The sequence below is a fragment of the Pseudomonas sp. HS-18 genome (genome assembly GCF_020401845.1).
Classification (GTDB): Bacteria; Pseudomonadota; Gammaproteobacteria; order Pseudomonadales; family Pseudomonadaceae; genus Pseudomonas; species Pseudomonas nitroreducens.
The window spans coordinates 5,538,807-5,558,670 of the sequence record NZ_CP084413.1 but is presented as its reverse complement, the minus strand read 5'-3'; the positions used below and the strand labels follow the sequence as shown (position 1 = coordinate 5,558,670).

Annotated in this window: 16 protein-coding genes and 3 pseudogenes; 17 read left to right on the top strand and 2 right to left on the bottom strand. The window is 59.9% G+C overall.

The window, feature by feature from the left end; genetic code table 11:
• Positions 1 to 18: 18 nt before the first annotated feature.
• Positions 19 to 387, bottom strand: a complete 369-nt coding sequence (locus LDJ84_RS25925) for a PilZ domain-containing protein (RefSeq protein WP_065085473.1) — start codon at positions 385 to 387, stop codon at positions 19 to 21.
• A 179-nt stretch (positions 388 to 566) separates the two neighbouring features.
• Between LDJ84_RS25925 and LDJ84_RS25920 the strand changes: the two genes are divergently transcribed.
• From LDJ84_RS25920 to yjiA, 4 genes are all read left to right on the top strand, one after another.
• The gene (locus tag LDJ84_RS25920; protein ID WP_024764783.1) at positions 567 to 1,076 is read left to right on the top strand and encodes a DUF3015 domain-containing protein; all 510 of its coding nucleotides are present in this window, start codon (positions 567 to 569) and stop codon (positions 1,074 to 1,076) included.
• 188 nt (positions 1,077 to 1,264) lie between these two features.
• Positions 1,265 to 3,331, top strand: a complete 2,067-nt coding sequence (locus LDJ84_RS25915) for a carbon starvation CstA family protein (protein WP_226045608.1) — start codon at positions 1,265 to 1,267, stop codon at positions 3,329 to 3,331.
• Positions 3,332 to 3,343: 12 nt separating this feature from the next.
• Positions 3,344 to 3,547: a YbdD/YjiX family protein gene (locus tag LDJ84_RS25910; protein ID WP_015478970.1), complete on the top strand. Its 204-nt coding sequence runs from the start codon at positions 3,344 to 3,346 to the stop codon at positions 3,545 to 3,547.
• Positions 3,548 to 3,739: 192 nt separating this feature from the next.
• A complete protein-coding gene (yjiA, locus tag LDJ84_RS25905) occupies positions 3,740 to 4,738 on the top strand; it encodes a GTPase (protein WP_065085471.1) in 999 nt (332 codons plus the stop codon).
• Between the two features lie 150 nt (positions 4,739 to 4,888).
• Here the strand turns inward: yjiA and LDJ84_RS25900 are convergent, their stop codons facing one another.
• Positions 4,889 to 5,575: a GntR family transcriptional regulator gene (locus LDJ84_RS25900; protein ID WP_024764787.1), complete on the bottom strand. Its 687-nt coding sequence runs from the start codon at positions 5,573 to 5,575 to the stop codon at positions 4,889 to 4,891.
• 140 nt (positions 5,576 to 5,715) lie between these two features.
• On the opposite strand from LDJ84_RS25900, the gene LDJ84_RS25895 reads away from it, so the two are divergent.
• The 13 genes and pseudogenes from LDJ84_RS25895 (at position 5,716) to tagD (ending at position 19,781) form a co-directional block, all read left to right on the top strand.
• Positions 5,716 to 6,786, top strand: coding sequence for an ABC transporter ATP-binding protein (locus tag LDJ84_RS25895; protein WP_193452953.1), 1,071 nt, complete (start codon positions 5,716 to 5,718; stop codon positions 6,784 to 6,786).
• A gap of 1 nt (position 6,787) precedes the next feature.
• On the top strand, positions 6,788 to 7,696 hold the full coding sequence (locus LDJ84_RS25890; RefSeq protein WP_024764789.1) for an ABC transporter permease: 909 nt from the start codon (positions 6,788 to 6,790) through the stop codon (positions 7,694 to 7,696).
• Positions 7,693 to 8,484, top strand: coding sequence for an ABC transporter permease (locus tag LDJ84_RS25885; RefSeq protein WP_038803366.1), 792 nt, complete (start codon positions 7,693 to 7,695; stop codon positions 8,482 to 8,484). Before LDJ84_RS25890 ends, LDJ84_RS25885 begins: the two co-directional genes overlap by 4 nt.
• Before the next feature lie 42 nt (positions 8,485 to 8,526).
• Positions 8,527 to 9,579: an extracellular solute-binding protein gene (locus LDJ84_RS25880; protein ID WP_024764790.1), complete on the top strand. Its 1,053-nt coding sequence runs from the start codon at positions 8,527 to 8,529 to the stop codon at positions 9,577 to 9,579.
• 216 nt (positions 9,580 to 9,795) lie between these two features.
• A complete protein-coding gene (locus LDJ84_RS25875; protein ID WP_024764791.1) occupies positions 9,796 to 10,995 on the top strand; it encodes an amidohydrolase family protein in 1,200 nt (399 codons plus the stop codon).
• Positions 10,992 to 11,558 (top strand): annotated as a pseudogene (locus tag LDJ84_RS25870) (N-ethylammeline chlorohydrolase); the annotation flags it as partial. The gene LDJ84_RS25875 and the pseudogene LDJ84_RS25870, both read left to right, overlap by 4 nt.
• A pseudogene (locus LDJ84_RS25865) lies at positions 11,492 to 11,818 on the top strand (sugar phosphate nucleotidyltransferase); the annotation flags it as partial. The pseudogenes LDJ84_RS25870 and LDJ84_RS25865, both read left to right, overlap by 67 nt.
• On the top strand, positions 11,815 to 12,360 hold the full coding sequence (rfbC, locus tag LDJ84_RS25860; RefSeq protein WP_226045607.1) for a dTDP-4-dehydrorhamnose 3,5-epimerase: 546 nt from the start codon (positions 11,815 to 11,817) through the stop codon (positions 12,358 to 12,360). The pseudogene LDJ84_RS25865 and the gene rfbC, both read left to right, overlap by 4 nt.
• Entirely contained in the window at positions 12,357 to 13,826 is a 1,470-nt protein-coding gene (locus LDJ84_RS25855; protein ID WP_226045606.1) for an ABC transporter permease, read from the top strand. Before rfbC ends, LDJ84_RS25855 begins: the two co-directional genes overlap by 4 nt.
• A 116-nt stretch (positions 13,827 to 13,942) precedes the next feature.
• Positions 13,943 to 14,524 (top strand): annotated as a pseudogene (locus LDJ84_RS25850) (ABC transporter ATP-binding protein); the annotation flags it as partial.
• Between the two features lie 15 nt (positions 14,525 to 14,539).
• Entirely contained in the window at positions 14,540 to 15,001 is a 462-nt protein-coding gene (locus tag LDJ84_RS25845) for a hypothetical protein (RefSeq protein WP_226045604.1), read from the top strand.
• A gap of 182 nt (positions 15,002 to 15,183) precedes the next feature.
• Positions 15,184 to 19,389: a CDP-glycerol glycerophosphotransferase family protein gene (locus tag LDJ84_RS25840; protein ID WP_226045603.1), complete on the top strand. Its 4,206-nt coding sequence runs from the start codon at positions 15,184 to 15,186 to the stop codon at positions 19,387 to 19,389.
• Entirely contained in the window at positions 19,386 to 19,781 is a 396-nt protein-coding gene (gene tagD, locus LDJ84_RS25835) for a glycerol-3-phosphate cytidylyltransferase (protein WP_226045602.1), read from the top strand. The genes LDJ84_RS25840 and tagD overlap by 4 nt, the downstream gene beginning before the upstream one ends.
• Positions 19,782 to 19,864: the final 83 nt, after the last annotated feature.

Here is a 19,864-nt window from a genome sequence, read left to right as displayed (position 1 = left end):
GCTCTTTGTAGGATCGGCTCAATGCTCGCTGAGCAACATCAGCTCACGCTCCAGCAGCGATTCGTCCCCCAGGTTCAGCTCCACCAGGCGGCGCAGATGGCTGATGGAGTCCAGGTCGATGTGCCGGCAGTTGAACCCCAGCAGGCCTTCACGCTCCCAGGCGAGGGCGGCCTCCATATAGACGTTGACGTCGAAGCCCAGGTAGATGCGCACCTGCACCGGTTCTTGCGCGACTATGTTCCAGTGCTCCGGACGTTGCACCAGCAGCCCTTGGAGGGACAGGTCCAGCAGCGTCACCTTCCAGCGCAGGTCGCCCTGGCTGATCTCGGTGCCGGCGTCGAAGGCGATGCGCTGGAAGCGCCGGCGCTCGTCGTGATCGTCAGTCATGTCGTGGCTCTCCGGCCGTTTCTGCTTCGCCTCACTATAGACGTAAGCCCTTACTGACGCGTCGTACACCGGTTGCTGACGTTTCGTCCGTCAGACGCTGCTCGCGCGGGTTTGACAGTCAGCTGACCCTCGCCAAAGCTCCATGTGCGTCTAACCACTACAACTGCGGAGTGCAGAGCATGGACAATAAACTCATCAAGGGTCTGATCTTTGGGGTTATCAGCGTTGCCAGCCTGGCAGCGCACGCGGACGAAGCCGGCCAGAGCGGCAAAGGCTGCGGCTGGGGCAACATGGTCTTCGACGGTCAACGAGGCCTGTTCCCGCACCTGCTGGCCACCACCACCAACGGCACCTCGGGTAACGCCACCTTCGGCCTGACTTCCGGTACCAACGGTTGCGACGCCAGCCAGCGCATCACCTACGGCGGCCGCTCGATCTTCGCCATGAACGGCATGCTCGACAACATCGCCGAGAACATGGCGCAGGGACATGGCGAGGCTCTGGATGCCTACGCTGTTCTGCTGGGCATCCCGGTGCAGGATCGCGCGCACTTCGCTCAAGTCACCCAGCAGCATTTCGGGGAGATCTTCGCTTCTAAGGACGCCACCGGCGAGCAGGTGCTGAACAACACCCTGGCGGTGATGAGCCGCGATCAGGTACTGGCGCAGTACGCCAAGCAACCGGCCTGATCCCTCCGTGCACCACCCAAGGCCCGCCTTTCGGCGGGTCTTTTCATTTCCTGACTCCAGGGTCGGAACGCGTTGACCTCCGGCAATAAGCGCGTAACCGCCCTAGACTAAGGTCGTATGAATGGGTCGCTGGAAAAGACTAGAATTTTTCTGCGAATTCTCGCCTTCAAACTGTCGGAAGCCTCGCTATGAACAATAACAACAGCCTGCTACGTCACCTTGCCTGGCTGGCGGTGGCGATAGTCGGTGCATTTGCCTTGGGAGTCGTGGCGCTACGCCGCGGCGAAGCCATCAACGCACTGTGGATCGTCGCCGCAGCCGTCGCCATCTATCTGGTCGCCTACCGCTACTACAGCCTGTTCATCGCCACCAAGGTGATGCAACTGGACCCCAATCGAGCGACCCCTGCGGTCCTCAATAACGACGGCCTGGACTACGTCCCGACCAATAAGCACATCCTCTTCGGTCACCATTTCGCCGCCATCGCCGGCGCCGGCCCGCTGGTCGGCCCCGTGCTGGCAGCGCAGATGGGCTACCTGCCCGGCACGCTCTGGCTGATCGCCGGCGTCGTACTGGCCGGCGCCGTGCAGGACTTCATGGTGCTGTTCATCTCCAGCCGCCGCAACGGGCGCTCCCTGGGTGAACTGGTCCGCGAGGAAATGGGGCAGGTGGCGGGGACCATCGCCCTGTTCGGCGCGTTCCTGATCATGATCATCATCCTTGCGGTGCTCGCGCTGATCGTGGTGAAGGCCCTGGCCGAAAGCCCGTGGGGCATGTTCACCGTACTGGCGACCATCCCGATCGCGCTGTTCATGGGCGTGTACATGCGCTACATCCGCCCGGGCCGTATCGGCGAGATTTCCGTGGTGGGCATCGTGCTGCTGCTGGGCTCCATCTGGCTCGGTGGCCAGATTGCCGCCAGCCCCGAATGGGCCCCGGTGTTCACCTTCCATGGTGTGCAGATCGTCTGGATGCTGATCGCCTACGGCGCCATCGCCTCGGTGCTGCCCGTGTGGCTGCTGCTGGCGCCGCGTGACTATCTGTCGACCTTCCTCAAGATCGGCACCATCATCGCCCTGGCCATCGGCATCGTGATCGTCTCGCCGGAGCTGAAGATGCCGGCCCTGACCCAGTTCACCGACGGCACCGGCCCGGTGTGGAAGGGCGGCCTGTTCCCGTTCCTGTTCATCACCATCGCCTGTGGCGCCGTGTCCGGCTTCCACGCGCTGATCTCCTCGGGCACCACGCCCAAGCTGCTCAACCGCGAGCCCGACGCCCGCTACATCGGCTACGGCGGCATGCTGATGGAGTCCTTCGTGGCGATCATGGCGATGGTTGCCGCTTCGGTCATCGAGCCGGGCATCTACTTCGCCATGAACAGCCCGCCGGCCGTGGTCGGCACCGACGTCACCGCAGTGGCCGCGACCGTCAGCAGCTGGGGCTTCACCATCACTCCGGAAGTACTGGCCCAGACCGCCAAGGACATCGGCGAGACCACCATCCTGGCCCGTGCCGGTGGTGCGCCGACCCTCGCCGTTGGGATCGCGCACATCCTTCATCAGGTGCTGCCGGGTGAGAACACCATGGCCTTCTGGTACCACTTCGCGATCCTCTTCGAGGCGCTGTTCATCCTCACCGCGGTGGACGCCGGCACCCGTGCCGGGCGCTTCATGCTGCAGGATCTGCTGGGCAACTTCGTCCCGGCGCTGAAGAAGACCGAATCCTGGACCGCCAACATCGTCGGCACCGGCGGCTGCGTCGCGCTGTGGGGCTGGCTGCTGTACCAGGGCGTGGTCGATCCGCTGGGTGGCATCAACACCTTGTGGCCGCTGTTCGGCATCTCCAACCAGATGCTCGCCGGCATCGCGCTGATGCTTGCCACCGTCGTGCTGATCAAGATGAAGCGCCAGCAGTACGTCTGGGTCACCGCCCTGCCGGCCGCCTGGCTGTTGATCTGCACCACCACCGCCGGTCTGATCAAGCTGTTCGACAGCAACCCGGCCGTGGGCTTCATCGCCCTGGGCAAGAAGTACTCCGCCGGCCTGGACGCCGGGCAGATCATCGCCCCGGCCAAGGATATCGGCCAGATGCAGCACGTGATGATGAACGCCTACATCAACGCCGGCCTCACCGTGCTGTTCCTGCTGGTGGTGTTCAGCGTGCTGGTGTACGCGATCAAGGTGGGCGCCAGCGCCTGGACCAAGAAGGAACGCACCGACAAGGAAGCTCCGTTCCAGCCGATCCCGGACGCCTGACGGAGGTTCATCATGTTCAACGACCTCAGCCGCATGGGTAAGTATCTCGGGCAGGCCGCGCGCATGCTGGTTGGCATGCCCGATTACGACACCTATGTTCAGCACATGCAGAACAAGCATCCGGACAAGACTCCGATGACCTACGAGGAGTTCTTCCGCGAGCGCCAGGAAGCGCGCTATGGCGGCGGCAAGGGGAGGCCGATCCGCTGCTGCTGATGCGATGAAACTGGCTGCGTGGCCGATGCTGCGTTGCCAGCGGCCGGAAAAATGCTCATCTACTGAAGTAGACTCCGCTTTTTCCGGCCACTGGCGCCTTGCCTCGCCTGCCTCGTCGACGTTTCATAAAATAGAAATGCGGGCCGCGAGCGATCGCGGCCCGTTTTCTTTTCCGATTGCCTGGATGTTCCCATGACCGATTCCGCAAGCGTGCCGCAGATACCGGTGACTGTTCTCACCGGCTTCCTCGGGGCCGGCAAGACCACCCTGCTCAAGTACATCCTCAAGGCCGAGCACGGCCTGAAGATCGCCGTGATCGAGAACGAATTCAGCGAGACGCCCATCGATGCCCAATTGCTCGGCGACGATGCGGTGCAGGTGACGACGCTGTCCAACGGCTGCGTCTGCTGCACCATCAATAACGACCTCGAGCGTGCGCTCTACGTCCTGCTGGAGCGCCGCGACAACGGCGAGCTGGACTTCGACCGCCTGGTGATCGAGTGCACCGGCCTGGCCGACCCGGCGCCGGTGGCGCAGACTTTCTTCGTCGACGAGACCCTGCGCGAGCGCTACCTGCTCGACGGCATCATCACCCTGGTAGACGCCGCCAATGCCGACCGCCACCTGCAGGAAGCGATCGCCCAGGCCCAGGTCGGTTTCGGCGACCGTATCCTGGTGAGCAAGCGCGACCTGGTGTCGCCGGAGCAATACGAAGCATTGGTCGAGCGCCTGCAGCGCATCAATCGGCGCGCCGAAATCCACTCGGTGGAGCACGGCACCATCGAACTGGAGCGCCTGCTCGACGTGCGCGGTTTCAACCTCAACGCCGACGTTGGCCTGCGCCCGTTGCTGCGCCCGGTGCGCCCGGCGGCGGCTACCACCGACCGCATCACCACCCTGGTGCTGCGCAGCGACCAGCCGCTGGAAATCGAACGTCTCAGTGAGTTCATGGACGACCTGTTGCAATGGCACGGCAACTCGCTGCTGCGCTACAAGGGCGTATTGAACATCGCCGGCGAGGAGCGCCGCCTAGTGTTCCAGGGCGTGCTGCGGCTCTATGGATTCGACTGGGATACCGAGTGGAAAGGCGACGAGCAGCGCGAGAGTGTCATCGTCTTCATCGGCGACAACCTGCCTGAAGAGGAAATTCGCCGGGGCTTCGATCGCATCACGGGCGGCCCGACCGCTTGAATGACGAACGCCCGCTGGAAGTCGGGCGTTTTCTCTGCACGCTTTTCGTGGGGCGGATAACGCGCCAGCGTTATCCGCCGGACTGTATCTGGTGCATAACCTGTTCCAGGTTATGCACCCCAAGCCCCATGTTCTTGTGCGGGCAGCCCCTCAGCCACCAATCAGATGCTTGAGCGGGTGGTAATCCGCCTTCAGGTTCCCCGCCGCCTTGATGATCGCCTGCTCGATGGCGTTCAGGTGCATGCAGGTCAGCTCGATGGCCGCCGCCTGGTTGCCCGCCTCGATGTACTCGATCAGCCGCTGGTGCTCGTTGCCGCGGCAGGTCTCGTGCTGGTCGTCGTCCAGGGTCGTGGCATAGAGCGAGGCGCGCTCGATCAGCTTGCGGAAGAAATCCAGCAGCACCGGGTTGTTCAGCGCCGCCGCCAGCTTGAGGTGAAACTCGCCGAGCAGATGGACGAACCGCGCGTGGTCGTGGTCGTGGGTCGCCTCTTCCAGCGCCACGTGGTCGCGCAGGTCCTGGATGATCGCGCTGTCCGCGCGGCGGCAGAGTTCGCTGACGATACCGATCTCGATCAGCCGCCGGGTTTCGAACAGGGAGCGGATCTCCTCGTCGCTGGGTAACGCCACCCATGCACCCTTGTTGAGCGCGCTGGACACCAGCCCATCCGCTTCCAGATGTTTCAGCGCCGCGCGCACCGAAGTGCGGCTGACCTTGAACAAATCCGCCAATGCCGCCTCGCCGAGCTTCATGCCCGGGCGCAGGCTGCGCTTGCTGATCGCCTCGTAAACCCCTTGGTAGACGCGTTCCACCGTGGATTCGGGGTGCTTCTCCGTCATGAGCGACTCCGCCTCTTGCTTGACCCGTCAAAGGATGCCGCAAAACCGTCCGTGCAAAACCAGTTGCAGAAGAAAAATACATCAGCTATTTCTAGATTGCATTCAAATATTGCATACAAAAACAAGAGGAATGCACCAAAATGAATCACTCGTCGTCAGTCGAGGTGCGTCGGGTCAGCAAGCGTTACACCGATGATCCCAGCGTCGCTCCCGCCCTCAACGAAGTGTCGGTCGACATCGCCCATAACGAGTTCTTCACCCTGCTGGGGCCGTCCGGCTGCGGCAAGACCACGCTGCTGCGCAGCATCGCCGGGTTCGAGAACGTCACCTCCGGCGACATCCTCGTCGGCGGCGAGCGGGTCAACGACCTGCCGCCCTACCGTCGTCGTATCAACACCGTGTTCCAGAGCTATGCGCTGTTCCCGCACATGTCGGTGAGCGAGAACATCGCTTTCGGCCTGGAGATGCAGGGCCTGCAGCGCTCGGAGATTCCGAAGCGGGTGAAGGAAATGCTCGCGCTGGTGCAGATGGAACACCTGGCGCGACGCAAGCCGGCCGAGCTGTCCGGCGGTCAGCAACAGCGCGTGGCCCTGGCCCGGGCGCTGGCGCCCAAGCCATCGGTCCTGCTACTCGACGAACCGCTGTCCGCGCTGGACCTGAAGCTGCGCAAGGAAATGCAGGTCGAGCTCAAGCGCGTGCAGGAAGAGGCGGGCATCACCTTCATCTTCGTCACCCACGACCAGGAAGAAGCGCTGACCCTGTCCGACCGCATCGCCGTGATGTCCCACGGCAACATCATGCAGATCGGCACGCCCAACGAAATCTACGAACGCCCGACGCATCGCTTCGTCGCGCAGTTCATCGGCGACATCAACTTCCTTCCCGGCCAGATGCGCCAGGGCGGCTTCCACCCCAACGCCATGGCCGCGGAAATCCCCTGCGAGATGCCGGCGGGCCTGAGCAGCGCCAGCGTGCAACTGGCCTTCCGCCCGGAGCGCTCGAAGTTGGTCGACCCGTCGCAGCCGCACCACCTGCGTGCGGTGATCGAGACGGTGATGTACGTCGGCACCGCCACGCTGTATCGCTGCCGCCTGCCCGATGCCTCGCAGATCACCCTGCGCGAGAGCAACGAGGGCGGCCGCGCCCGTGACGTCGGCGAGGCCGTGGCGGTGCACCTGCCGCCGCAGGCCTGCCTGCTGATGGAGGCTTGAGATGAAGGAGTCGCCCACCACCCGACGCCTGTTGCTGCTCAGCCCGGTGGCCCTGACGCTGCTCGGGCTGATTGCCATCCCGCTGGCGATCATGGGCTACATCAGCCTGCTGCCGCGCAACCTCTACGGCGGCGTCGACTGGCACGCCGACTGGCAGATCCAGAGTTACGTGCAGCTGTTCTTCCAAGAGGATTTCGACGGCAACCTGGAGCTCAACTGGGTCTACGCCCAGGCGCTGCTGCGCTCGCTGTTCCAGGCCGGCGGCACCACGCTGCTGTGCTTCCTCTTCGGCTTCCCGGTGGCGCTGTGGATGACCAGCCTGAGCGAGCGCTCGCGCAACCTCATGGTGCTGCTGATCACCATCCCGTTCTGGACCAACCTGCTGATCCGCAACTACGCCTGGCTGATCATCCTGCGCGAGCACGGCTGGATCGCCCAGACAGTCAATGCGCTGTTTCCCCAGGCTGGCGGCATCACCCTGTTGTACAACGACTTCGCGGTCTGCGTCGGGCTGGTCTACAGCTTCCTGCCGTTCATGATCCTGCCGATCTACTCGACCCTGGAGAAGCTCGACTGGCGCCTCGTCGAAGCCGCCTACGACCTCGGTGCCAACCGCTGGAAGGCACTGCGTCGGGTGATCCTGCCGCTGTCCATGCCGGGCGTGATCGCCGGCTCCCTGTTGGTGTTCGTGCCAAGCCTGGGCGCCTTCATTACCCCCGCCATCCTCGGCGGCGGCAAGACGCTGATGATCGGCAACCTGATCCAGCAACAGTTCGGCACCGCGCGCAACTGGCCCCTGGGCGGTTCGCTGTCGTTCCTGCTGCTGGCGATCATGCTGCTCGCGCTGATCGCGTTCGCCCTGTACAGCCGCCGCGCGGCCAAGGCCGTCCACCTGGGAGCCTCGACATGATCGCCCAGCACCTGAAGAAACTCCCCGGCACCCGCGAAACCAGCTTGCTGGTGCTGGCCTATCTGTACCTGCCGATCTTCGTGTTGATCGCCTACAGCTTCAACGCCAACCGCTCGGCCACGGTGTGGACCGAATTCTCCTTCGCCTGGTACGGCAAGATCGTCGCCAACCCCTCGATCCAGGCCGCTGCATTCAACTCGCTGGTGGTCGCCGGCTTCGCTACCGTGCTGTCCACGGCGATTGCCCTGGCGGCGGCGCTGGCGACCTCGCGGCCGTTCTACGGGCGGCGGCTGGTGGAAGGCGGGATCAACCTGCCGCTGATTCTGCCGGAGATCGTCATCGCGGTGGCCACGCTGCTGCTGTTCATGTCGCTGGGCATCAAGCTTGGCCTGCTGACGGTGATCGTCGCCCATGTCGGCTTCTGCATTCCCTTCGCTTACCTGCCGATCCGCGCGCGCCTGAACGATCTGGACAAGAGCCTGCTGGAAGCCGCCGGAGATTTGTACGCCAGCCCGTACCAGGTGTTCCGCCGGGTGACGCTGCCGCTGCTGTGGCCGGCGGTGCTGTCCGGTGCGGTGCTGGCGTTCGTGGTCAGCCTCGACGACTTCATCATGACCTTCTTCGTCGCCGGCCCCGGCTCGACGACGCTGCCGGTCTACATCTTCTCGGCCATCAAGGCCGGGGTGACGCCCGAGATCAATGCCATCTCGACTCTCATGCTGGTGATTTCCATCGTCCTCGTGGTGCTGTCGTACTGGCTTGGCCAACGCGGCAAACCCGACGCTTGATAACGACTGCCGACCCTGACCTTTAGCTTTTCGGAGAGCCCTATGAAGTTGAATGCCCTGCGTCACGGCCTTGCCGGTTTGTCCCTCGTCCTGCTGGCTGCGGGCGTCGCCCAGGCCGAGGAACCCAAGCAGCTGTTCTTCTACAACTGGACCGACTACTACCCGGTGGAACTGCTGGCCAAGTTCGAGAAGGAGACCGGCATCAAGGTCACCATGGACGGCTACGACAGCAATGAAACCCTGCTGGCGAAACTGCAGGCCGGCGGTGCGGCATACGACGTGATCGTGCCGTCGCACTCGATCATGCAGACGCTGATCAATCAGGACCTGCTGCTGGAAATCGACACGCCCACGCTGGCCAACTTCCAGTTCGTCAAGCCGGCCTTCCGCGATCCGGGCTTCGATCCCGGTCGCAAGTACTCGGCGCCCTACCTGTGGGGCACCACCGGTTTCTCCTACGACAGCGCGCGGGTGCCGGGCGGCAAGCTGGATGACTCGTGGAAGGAGTTCTTCGAGCCGCGTCCGGAGCTGCAGGGGCAGGTCGCCGCGCTCGACACGCCGAGCAGCCTGATCAACGCCGCCGCGCATTACCTCAACGTCGACGAGTGCACCGAGAACCCGCAGGATGCGAAGAAGATTCTCGAACTGCTGCAGAAGCAGAAGCCCTTCCTGAAGATGTACAGCTCGGACAACACCGTGGACCGAATGGCCTCCGGCGAAGTGGTGCTGATGCAGAACTGGAACGGCTCCACCGCGCGCGCCACGCTGCAGAAGAGCACCATCAAGTACGTCTACCCGCGCGAGGGCGTGGCGTCCTTCCAGGACAACTTCGCCGTGCCGAAAAGCGCGCCGCACCCGGAGAACGCCAAGGTCTTCATCAACTGGATGATGAAGCCGGAGAACGCCGCCGCGGTGACCAACGCCATCGCCTATTCCAATGGCATCCAGACCGACCAGTTGCTCGACGCCAAGTGGAAGGTCATGGACGCCATCAACATGCCCGAGGAATACGCACAGCGCCTGCGCCTGGAAAAGGAATGCAGCAACAAGTCCCGCGAGCTGCAGGACCGCATCTGGTCCAAGCTGAAGGGCTGATGGTCCGATCGGGCTCCGTACCCGGGGCTGCTCTTCGTAGGACCGAGGGGGCGCCTAGTCCTTGCTCGCGAACAGACTCCGGGTTGACCGACGTTGTGCGGTTCGCGAGCAAACTCGCTCCTACCAGTTTGAACCCGGAGCGCGCGCCTTCGAGCTCATTGGCGGATAACCGCAAGCGGTTATCCGCCTACGTTTTCAACAAGATCCGAGGTCCCCATGACCGACAGCTACTGGCTGCGCAACATCCGTCCGCTCGGTAACGCGGCGGAAGATTTCCTGATCCACAACGGCCGCATCGCCGAGCGCCGCCCGGCGAGCGGCGTCGCCATTGCACCGGACGACGTCGACGGTGCCGGCCAGCTCCTGCTGCCGCCGCTGGTAGAGAGCCATTGCCACCTGGACAAGACACTCTGGGGCCAACCCTGGCGGCCTAACAGCGCCGGGCCGACGCTCAAGGACTACATTGCCAACGAACGCCGCGTTCTGCGCGAGATCGAGGCGCCGATTTCCGAGCGTGCCGGCGCGCTGCTGGAGCAGTGCATCGCCCGCGGCTCGCTGACCTTCCGTTGCCACGTGGACATCGACCCCGAGCTGGGCCTGCGCCATGTGGTCGCCATGCAGGCGCTACGCGAACGGTACGCTGATCTGATCGACATGCAGTTCGTGGTCTTCCCGCAGACCGGCCTGGTCAGTCGCCCTGGCACCGCCGAGCTGATGCGCGAGGCGATGCAACTGGGCGTGGAAAACGTCGGCGGCCTCGACCCCTGTGGCATCGACGACGACCCCATCGCCCAGCTGGATATCGTCTTCGGCCTGGCCGTGGAATTCGGCCGGGGCGTCGATATCCATCTGCACGACAAGGGCGAGCTGGGTCTCTGGCAGATCGCCCGCATCGCCGATTACACCGAGCGCCACGGTCTGCAAGGCAAGGTCATGATCAGCCACGCCTACTGCCTGGGCATGGCGCCCTGGGAGCAGGTCGAGCCGCTGGCCGAGCGGCTCTCCGAGCTGGGCATTTCCCTGATGAGCTCCGCTCCGGCCGATACCCCGGTGCCGCCGTTCCTCGCCTTGCGCGAAGCCGGCGTGAACCTGTGCCTGGGCAGCGATGGCATCCGCGATGCCTGGTCGCCCATGGGCAACGGCGACATGCTCGAACGCGCCATGCTGCTGGCCTTTCGCTTCGACCTGTGCAAGGACGACGACCTTGCCGCCGCCTTCGCCGCTGCCACTGCTAACGGCGCTCGCGCGCTGGGCCGGGAGCCGGCGCGTATCGAGGTCGGTGCGCCAGCGGACTTCCTCCTGCTACCGGTCGAATCCCTCGGCGAGGCCGTGGTCGCGCGTCCAGCGCAGCGTCAGGTATTCAAGGCCGGCAGGCTGATCGCCGAGCATGGGCGGCTGCTGGAGTCGCGCCTGTGAGCAGTGCGCGCCTCGGCCTGAAAGCCAGCTTCGTGGTCGGCTTCGACGGCACGCAGCATGTGCTCTGGCGTCACGGCGAAGTCGTGTTCGAGGACGGGAAAATACTCTTCGTCGGACGCGGCTTTCCTGGTGACGTCGGCCAGTGGATCGATTACGGCCACGCGCTGGTCGGCCCCGGTTTCATTGATCTTGATGCGCTGGGCGATCTCGATTCCACGGTGCTCACCCTGGATAACGGCGCCGAATGGAACATGGGCCGCGTCTGGTCCGAGGATTATCTGCGCGCCGGCCCGAGCGAGTGCTACAGCGCGGACGAGGAGCTGTTCAAATACCGCTACGCCTTCACCCAACTGATCCGCAACGGCATCACCACCGCCATGCCGATCACCTCCATGTACTACCGGCGCTGGGCCGAGCACTACGACGAATTCGCCGGGGTTGCCGCGCTCTCCGGTGAGTTGGGCCTGCGCACCTATCTCGGTCCCTGCTACATGAGCGGAGCATCAAGCCCTCCGCGCGAGGCGAGCTGGAGATCACCGACGTCAACCGGATCTACCTGGAACAGGACAGCCTTTCGGTGGAAATCATGGGACGCGGCTACGCCTGGCTCGACACCGGTACTCATGACTCGCTGCTGGAAGCCAGCCATTACATCGCGACCATCGAACACCGTCAGGGCCTGAAGGTCGCCTGCCCTGAGGAAGTGGCATTCCGTCAGCAATGGATCACGGCCGAGCAACTGGAAGAGCTCGCTGCGCCCATGCTGAAGAACGGTTACGGCCAGTACCTCAAGCGCCTGCTCCAGGAGACTATCTACGGATGAAAGCGACCCCGATGGCCATCCCTGACGTGGTGCTGTTCGAGCCTCGCGTTTTTGGCGACGAACGCGGTTTTTTCTTCGAGAGCTTTAACCAGAAGGTCTTCGATGAGGTAGTTGGGCGTCCCGTGACCTTCGTCCAGGACAATCACTCGCGCTCGATCAAGGGTGTGCTGCGTGGCCTGCATTATCAGGTGCAGCAACCCCAGGGAAAGCTGGTGCGAGTGGTGCAGGGTGAGGTGTTCGATGTGGCGGTGGATATCCGCCGTGGCTCGCCCACCTTCGGCCAATGGGTCGGTGCTCACCTGTCTGCCGATAACAAACATCAGCTCTGGGTTCCGGAAGGCTTTGCCCATGGCTTCGTGGTGCTCTCAGAGACCGCCGAGTTCCTCTACAAGACCACCGATTATTACGCCCCGGCGCATGAGCGCTGCATTGCCTGGAATGATCTGCAGATCGGCATCGAGTGGCCGATTGAGGGTGAGCCGCAGTTGTCGTCCAAGGATCGTGCCGGGTTTTCTCTGGCAGATGCCGAAGTTTTTAAATGACTGTCAGCACCGTACCCGACACCAAACCACTGGCCGCTGCCGATGCCTTCGAGCTCGCGCTCAAACCCATGCGGGAAAAGCGCTGGGCTGATGCCTCGGCTCTCTGGAAAGTCTTTCGCGAGCAGTACCGGGGGCACCCAGCACCCTGGATACAAGGTGCCATCAGCCTGATGCGCCAAGGCGATATGACCGCAGCCGGAGAGTTGCTCGCCTTCGCGCGCGAGCATTTCGCCAAGCACTCCAGCGCTTGGCTGAGCAGTGCAGAGTGGGCGCGTCTGCAGAAGAACCCGGCTTTGGAGCGAGAGTTGCTGGCGCAGGGTTGCAGCCAATGCCCTGATCACTGGGAGTTGCTCGGCAAATCTGCTGATCTTGAACTGCGAACTGGCAATATCCGTGAAGCCGAGAGCTTCAACAGTCGAGCCCGTGAGCACGCCCAGGGGCGTATCGAACCCTTGTTGCAGCATGCGGAGATTGCGGAGCACTGTGAAGACTGGGAGCAGGCAGAGTCGCGTTGGCGTCGGGTTATAGAGACCAAGCCAGAGTACGCACGGGGTTATACACAGCTTTCGAATGCCTGCAAGCAGCAGGGGAAGATGGCGGAAGCGAAGAAGTTTCGCCTGGCCGCGCTGTACGGTGTCGATTGTGTGAGTGCCCCAGCGGCTGCACAGGCTGTGGAGCGCAATAGTCAGGCATCTCAGGGGGGGAGGCACTTCATTCAGCTTGTCTTGATTAAGGCGCTGCTCAACCTTAAGTCCGAGTCGTCACGAAACCACCTGAACTATGCATGGGTGGTCATCGAGCCACTGTTGCATCTGGTTATCTACTACTTGCTGTTCTCCCAAGTGCTCAATAGCGGCGGCGAGAACTACGGGTTGTTCCTGTTGTGTGGCCTGGTGCCATGGATGTGGTTCTCCAAGGCTATTTCCATGAGCGCGAACAGCATTATTGCCGGCCAGGGCCTGATGCTGAATACCGGCATCCTGCCGTCGTTCTTCCCACTGGTCGCAATAGTGCAAGCGACAATGAAACAGCTGCCGGCGTTGCTTTTCCTGCTGGCTCTAGGGCTTGCAGTTGATGAGAAGAGCATGAGCCTGAATATTCTGTGGCTACCCGGAGTATTGCTCATCCAGTTTCTTTTGACGCTCGCCTTGGGGTTATTGCTGGCGGCAGTTATCCCATTTCTCCGGGATCTTGCAAATTTAGTCGCGACTGGCTTGACGTTGCTGATGTTCTTGTCCGGGGTTATTTACGATTATCGCCATATACCTGGCGGCGTCGCCCAGATACTGGAGTACAACCCCATGGCCGTGCTGATCGCCTGTTATCGCGCAGTAGTGCTGGACGGTCGGCCGCCGGAGTGGACGGAATTGATATATGTAGGGTTTGTCGCGTTGGTTGTGATGGCTTTTGATTATGTGTTGTATCGCCATCATCGGCGGACGTTCGTGCGTCGGTGTATGCGTTGATGGCTAACAGGTTTCTATCGCTACGGAATGTAGGTGTACGTTTTTCCCTAAGTGGAAAAACTAATCGCAATGGCTTCGTTGAGCCATTGAAAGACATAACCCTAGATGTGTATCGCGGGGAGACACTGGGAGTATTGGGGGGGAACGGAGCTGGTAAGTCGACGTTGCTCAAGGTGATGTCCGGAGCGCTTCGCCCTGATCGCGGAGAGGTGATTAATCATGGAGCCACGATTTCATTACTTGCGTTGCAGGCCGGCTTCGATCTGAACCTGAGCGGACGGGACAACGCACTGTTCGGTGGCATGTTGCTGGGTTACAAGCGCCAGGAAGTCCTCGCCCGTCTGGAGGAGGTCAAGGTCTACTCGGAGTTGGGCAACTTTTTCGACGAGCCGTTACGGACATATTCCAGTGGTATGGCGTCAAGACTGGGGTTCGCAATCAGCACCATCATAAGCCCGGAAGTCTTGTTGGTTGATGAGGTCCTGAGCGTCGGCGATGCACATTTCAAGAAGAAGGCCGAGCGCACCATGATGCAGAAGATCTCTGCTGGCCAGACTGTGGTGTTGGTTTCGCACTCCAGAACTCAAGTAGCCAACCTCTGTGACCGCTGCGTGATCTTGTATCAGGGTACGTTGATTGAATGTGCCTCAGTGGATGAAACATTGAGGCGCTACGACCAAATCATGCAAGTGCAATAGCTCAGGAGCAGTTGGATGTTCAGCAAGAACGTGGGTTTTCTGATTTCTGTGATTTTTCTGATGCTGCTCGCGGGTTGCGGTCAGGAAATCGAGCGCAAGGCTACAGTGCTAAAGAGCCATAAGTGTGCGGTGGACATTATTGCGGGTGAAAGGCGCAGTGTCGTCTGGACTAAGCCGGGTGTCATCGGATTTAGCGGATGGGCGGCGGACAGCGACACTAATACTGTCCCTGCTGCGCTCAATATTGTTATCACTGATCTGAACAGCAATGTCCCGACTACCTACAAGGTATCCGCTAGGCTCGATCGTCCGGATGTCGTCAAGTACTTCAATCAGCCGGCGCTGCTCAAGTCAGGCTTTAAGGCCAATATTGACCTGGGTGGCTTAGCGAAAGGGATATATGGAATTGCGTTGCAGATGCCAGTGAAGCATGGGGTAATCATGTGCTCCACCAAGAAGGCCGTTCGCATTATTTAGGGATTCTTGCTTTGGGCGACGTCTGTTCCCTCCAATTTTCGGTGGGGTAAAGAGGACGCTTCGTTCAATTAAAAGTCATTAGATACGCGCAGGATGGGTGGTGCTTTCGAAGCAGCTGCTTGGTGGGTCGTTTATTTGACTGAGCGCTACATATTTGTAAATTTGAGTTGAATTAGATCAGCATGAAAAAGACTGCAAGGAAAAAGCAAATCAGGCAGCCGAAGCTTAATGGCATCGCTGTATTAGGGAATAGGGACGCCGCGGCCGACAACGACCCGATCGTCCACCTGAACATGCTGCTGCACGACGAACTTGCAGAGCGGAAAAAGGAAAATGCTCTGCTGGAAGCCAAAATGCTTGATTCCGAAGAGAGCATCAAGGCCGAGCGCGAAAAGCTGCGATTGCAGAAAAAACAGGCCGACGACGAAATCATTCGGCTGCGCCACCAAATCGTTTCACGCGAGCGAAAGTATTCAGCGCTGCGCAAGGAGTTCCAGGAGTCGACCAGTTGGCGGCTCACTCGGCCTGTTCGCAAGTTTGGTGCAATGACTCGCCGTGCCCGCTTGCTGAAAGCAACTATCACCTCCGTGTTCACCCGTGGCGGTGGGCTGAAGCAGAGCGTTCGCAAGGCTCTGGAGATTTACCGACGGGAAGGTTGGGGCGGTATCCGCTCGCGGCTGCGGCGCCATGCCTCGGAGCAGTCGATTCTTGCCGCTCATAATCTCAGCGGTGTATCGATCAAGCCTGCCCAAAAGGCAGTGAGCTCACCTCAGGAACGGAGCGTCTTCCTGTCTCAGGCGGTATCGCCGGAAATTCTCGTGGCCAGTGAGAAGTTCGCACAGGCCGACGCCGGCTTGCGCATCGCTGTCGTCATTCACGTGTTCCACCTGGATGTTCTGCCAGAACTGATCGGGCGTCTGAGCAACATCAAGGTCGAGCACGATGTGATCATGACCGTGGCGCCTGACAAATACGAAGCCCTCGAAGCATGGTTGGCTGATGTGTCTGTCGCTCGGCAGAACATCGAGATCGTGCAAGTCGAGAATGGCGGTTACGACATCTTGCCCTTCATCAAGGTGCTGCCCCGTGTAATCGAAGGCAAGTACGATCTAGTGTGCAAATTGCACACGAAGAAGGGGTTGGCCAATCTCGAAAAGCTCTATCCCGAAGCGGGGAATGTCTGGCTGGATATGCTGCTCAATCCTCTGATGGGCAGTGAAGAGGCTGTGCGTCAGGTGTTGCACGCTTTCGCGACTCGACCAGACCTGGGTATGGTTGGATCGGCTGATTGCTATAAATCAGTGCGCCATCTGATGTATGGCAACGAGGTGGAAGTTTCTCGCTTCGTTCAACTGTTGCAGCCTTCGGCTGACCCAGGACAACGCTGGGGCTTTTTTGCAGGCAGCATATTCTGGTCTCGGCCGGTGCTGCTCAAAGGCCTGATCGACCTGATTCCGGCGCTCGAGCAACTGACCGCATCCAACGAGCAGACAGGCAACATCAGTTCCACCTGGCATGCTCTGGAGCGGGTGATGGGGCTGCTGCCCTCGCTGAGTGGTCTACACACTGCGCTCGCCTACAGTGCGAATGAAGCAGGTGAGACGACACGAGTCATGCTCGCGCAAGACAGTCCCCTGGTGAGTGGCAGCCCCTATCCCGTCGGCGCGTCGTTGGCAGGTTATATAAACCTGAAGAAGAACGCCGAGTTTCTTCAGGAACGCGTTGAGTTCAGTCAGCAGTTTTACCTTGAAGCCTATCCGTATGTGCGAACACTGGGCATCGAGCCCATTGTCCATTACCTGCGATATGGGGTCTACGAGCGCTGCAACCCTAGCCCGAATTTCGATTCGGCATGGTACTGGGATGAAAACAAGGACATTCTGAACAATCGTTGCAGCCCTTTGGTTCATTATCTGCAGCATGGCGCCAAAGAAGGTCGCAGTTGCTTCCCGGCCTCTGAAAACATCACGGCGCTCATGGCCCTGATCAGCGCGACTGGATATTTCGATAGCAAGTCCTATCTACAGGCCAATCCTGATGTCGCGCGCTCCAAGATCGAGCCATTAAGGCACTATAGCCAGTTTGGCTGGCGGGAACTTCGTCAGCCTGCTAGTGGCACGGATTTCGATGCGGTCTGGTACGCGTCCGAATATCTTGAGGGCTGGCGCAGCCCTATTAACCCGTTGTTGCACTATGCGGTATGCCAACAGCGCCGTGAGCTGCTGCGCCGGCCGGTACAAAAGATGTTGGATATGTCGTCTGGGCATCGACTACCAATAGAGCGAAAAGCCAAGCGTGTATGTCTGTTCGCAGGTTATGACCCTGATGGTCTGATTGACCAGTATGTTCTGGACTTCATTGAGGAACTGCACAAGCACGCCGACGTTTATTACCTTGCGGATGGTGATCTGCAGCCAGGTGAGTTGCAGAAGCTAGCGCCTATTACCAAAGGTGCTTGGGCCTTCCGCCATGGCGAGTATGACTTCGGTTCATATTCCCGCCTAGCTCGGGATCTCGTCGGTTGGGAGTCGATTCGGGCCTACGACGAACTGCTCTTGGTCAACGACAGTAGCTACCTACTTGGTAGCCTTCAACCCATCTTCGACAAGATGGATGTGAAACACTGTGACTGGTGGGGGCTCCAGGCAACTAAAGGGCTGAGCGCGACCCGCCATATAGCAACCAATCGCTTCGACGAAAAGATCCCCATGGATACTGTACTTCGCCGTCTCGTGCCAAGTTATGAGAAGGACGAATTTTACGATTTTCTTATTGGCTCTTATTTTCTCGCTTTTCGGGCGCCTGTTCTGGCGGAAAAGGGCGTGCTACAGCAGTTGCTAGATGGCGTTCACAAGGAGCGGAACAAGAAAAATGTTATTGTTCGTTATGAAATTGGCATAACCCGCAGGCTGTTGTTGGCTGGGCACAAGCCGGCCACCTTTATCGATCATCTTTATCCGTTTCATCCAATATATACAAGGTACCATTACAACCTGATTGCCGATGGGTTCCCCTTGTTCAAACGGTTCTTCCTGACCGAAAACCACTACCATGTTCCAGAACTGTGGCGCTGGAAACAATGGGTCCATGAGGTGCTGCCAGGTGCTGATCTGCGTGCGGCTGAAAGCAACTTGTTACGTATCGGTAATGCCGACAAGCTCTATCGCAGCCTGCATATCCCGGCAGATGGGAGGCAGTGGCCTGAGCCGTTGCTGAGCGACGCGCAGTTCATCAAGGAAGATGCGGCGACGGTCAAAGATGACCGCTGCTGGGCGTTCCCGGTGTGTGCTTACGATCATTCGCTGGGTGGTAATGAGCGCATGGTGTTCGAGGCGGTGAAGAATGATCCGCATATTCGCAAGGTAATTCTGACCCGTAGCAAGTCCGTTCAGACAGATGGCGTCAACGTGGACATTGTGCCGCTCAAGAGCCTCGCTGGGCAGCGCTTGCTGATGCAGTCGCGCTATATATTCGTCAAGCATGTACCACGTATCAATACGATTTTCCCTCTGGATGCCAAGCAACATCGTTTCATCAATCTCTGGCATGGCATTCCGTTGAAACGTATTGGCTATGCATCGCTCGATCTGCAGGACAAGTTGCAGTCCGTTTCCGCGGAGCACGCGCGCTGCCACTCGGTCATCGCCTCTTCGAAAATTGATCGCATGGCGATGGCATCGGCGTTCTATCCGCTGAACTTCCACAATATCTGGGTGACCGGTCTACCACGTAACGATGTCATCTTGCGTGAAGAAGCATTACTGCCCGCTGACTTCCAGGAACAATTGGTTCGCCTGCGCCAAGTGCTGGGGGGGCGTCGACTGGTGCTATTCGCTCCTACATTCCGTAATGCACAGGCTGAGGCTTATTACGCCTTCAGCGAAGCGGAGCGAGAGGCTTTAGCCGAGTGTCTGCGGGCGAACAATGCGGTGTTGGGAATTCGCGAACATATGGCGGATAAGGCTCAGAGTTACTGCAAGACCTTGGGCGGTGCCGATGCTCCTGTAATTAGTCTGGATCGACGTTACTTTGTCGATATCGAACTTCTTTATCGCGAAGCTGATCTGTTAATTACCGATTATTCAAGTTGTTTTATCGACTTCATGCTGACGGGAAAGCCGGAAATCTGCTTTGCCTATGATTACGAATCCTATGCGAGTACGGAGCGTGGATTGTTCTACGAGTTGGCGGACGTTTTCCCAGGGCCGGTGTGTCATGACTTCAGTGCATTGCTGCAGTCTTTGCAGGATACATTGTCCGGGCAAAAGCTGGAAAGTCAGATGTCGTACGAGTTCAAGCGTAAAATATTCTTTGACCATATAGATGATGGCAATACTCAGCGTGTGCTCGAGCATGTTGCAAGAGATATAGAGAGGGGGAGCGTATGAAAACTGTTATTACTTACGGTACTTTCGATGTCCTTCATGCAGGGCATATCCGTTTGCTGCAACGTGCTCGGGCTTTGGGTGACCGCCTAATCGTTGCCTTGTCCAATGATGAGTTCAACGCCGGAAAACATAAAAGCGCATTACTGGACTATAGCAACCGCAAAGCTGTGCTGGAGTCTATTCGATATGTCGACCTGGTTGTGGAAGAGGCGAACTGGGAGCAGAAGGTTGGCGACGTCAGCAAGTACTCCGTGGATGTTTTCGTTATCGGTGACGATTGGAAAGGACACTTTGACTTTCTCAAGCCTCATTGCGAGGTCGTTTATTTGCCGCGGACGAGCGGTATCTCCTCGACGGAAATCCGTGACCAACTGAGTGAAGCTGTAGTGTAAAGAGCGGCACGATGACAGTCGCCCAATCAGGTCTCTGCAGACTGCTTGGGCGTTTACAGGTTAGTGGGTCTGCAGTGCCAGTT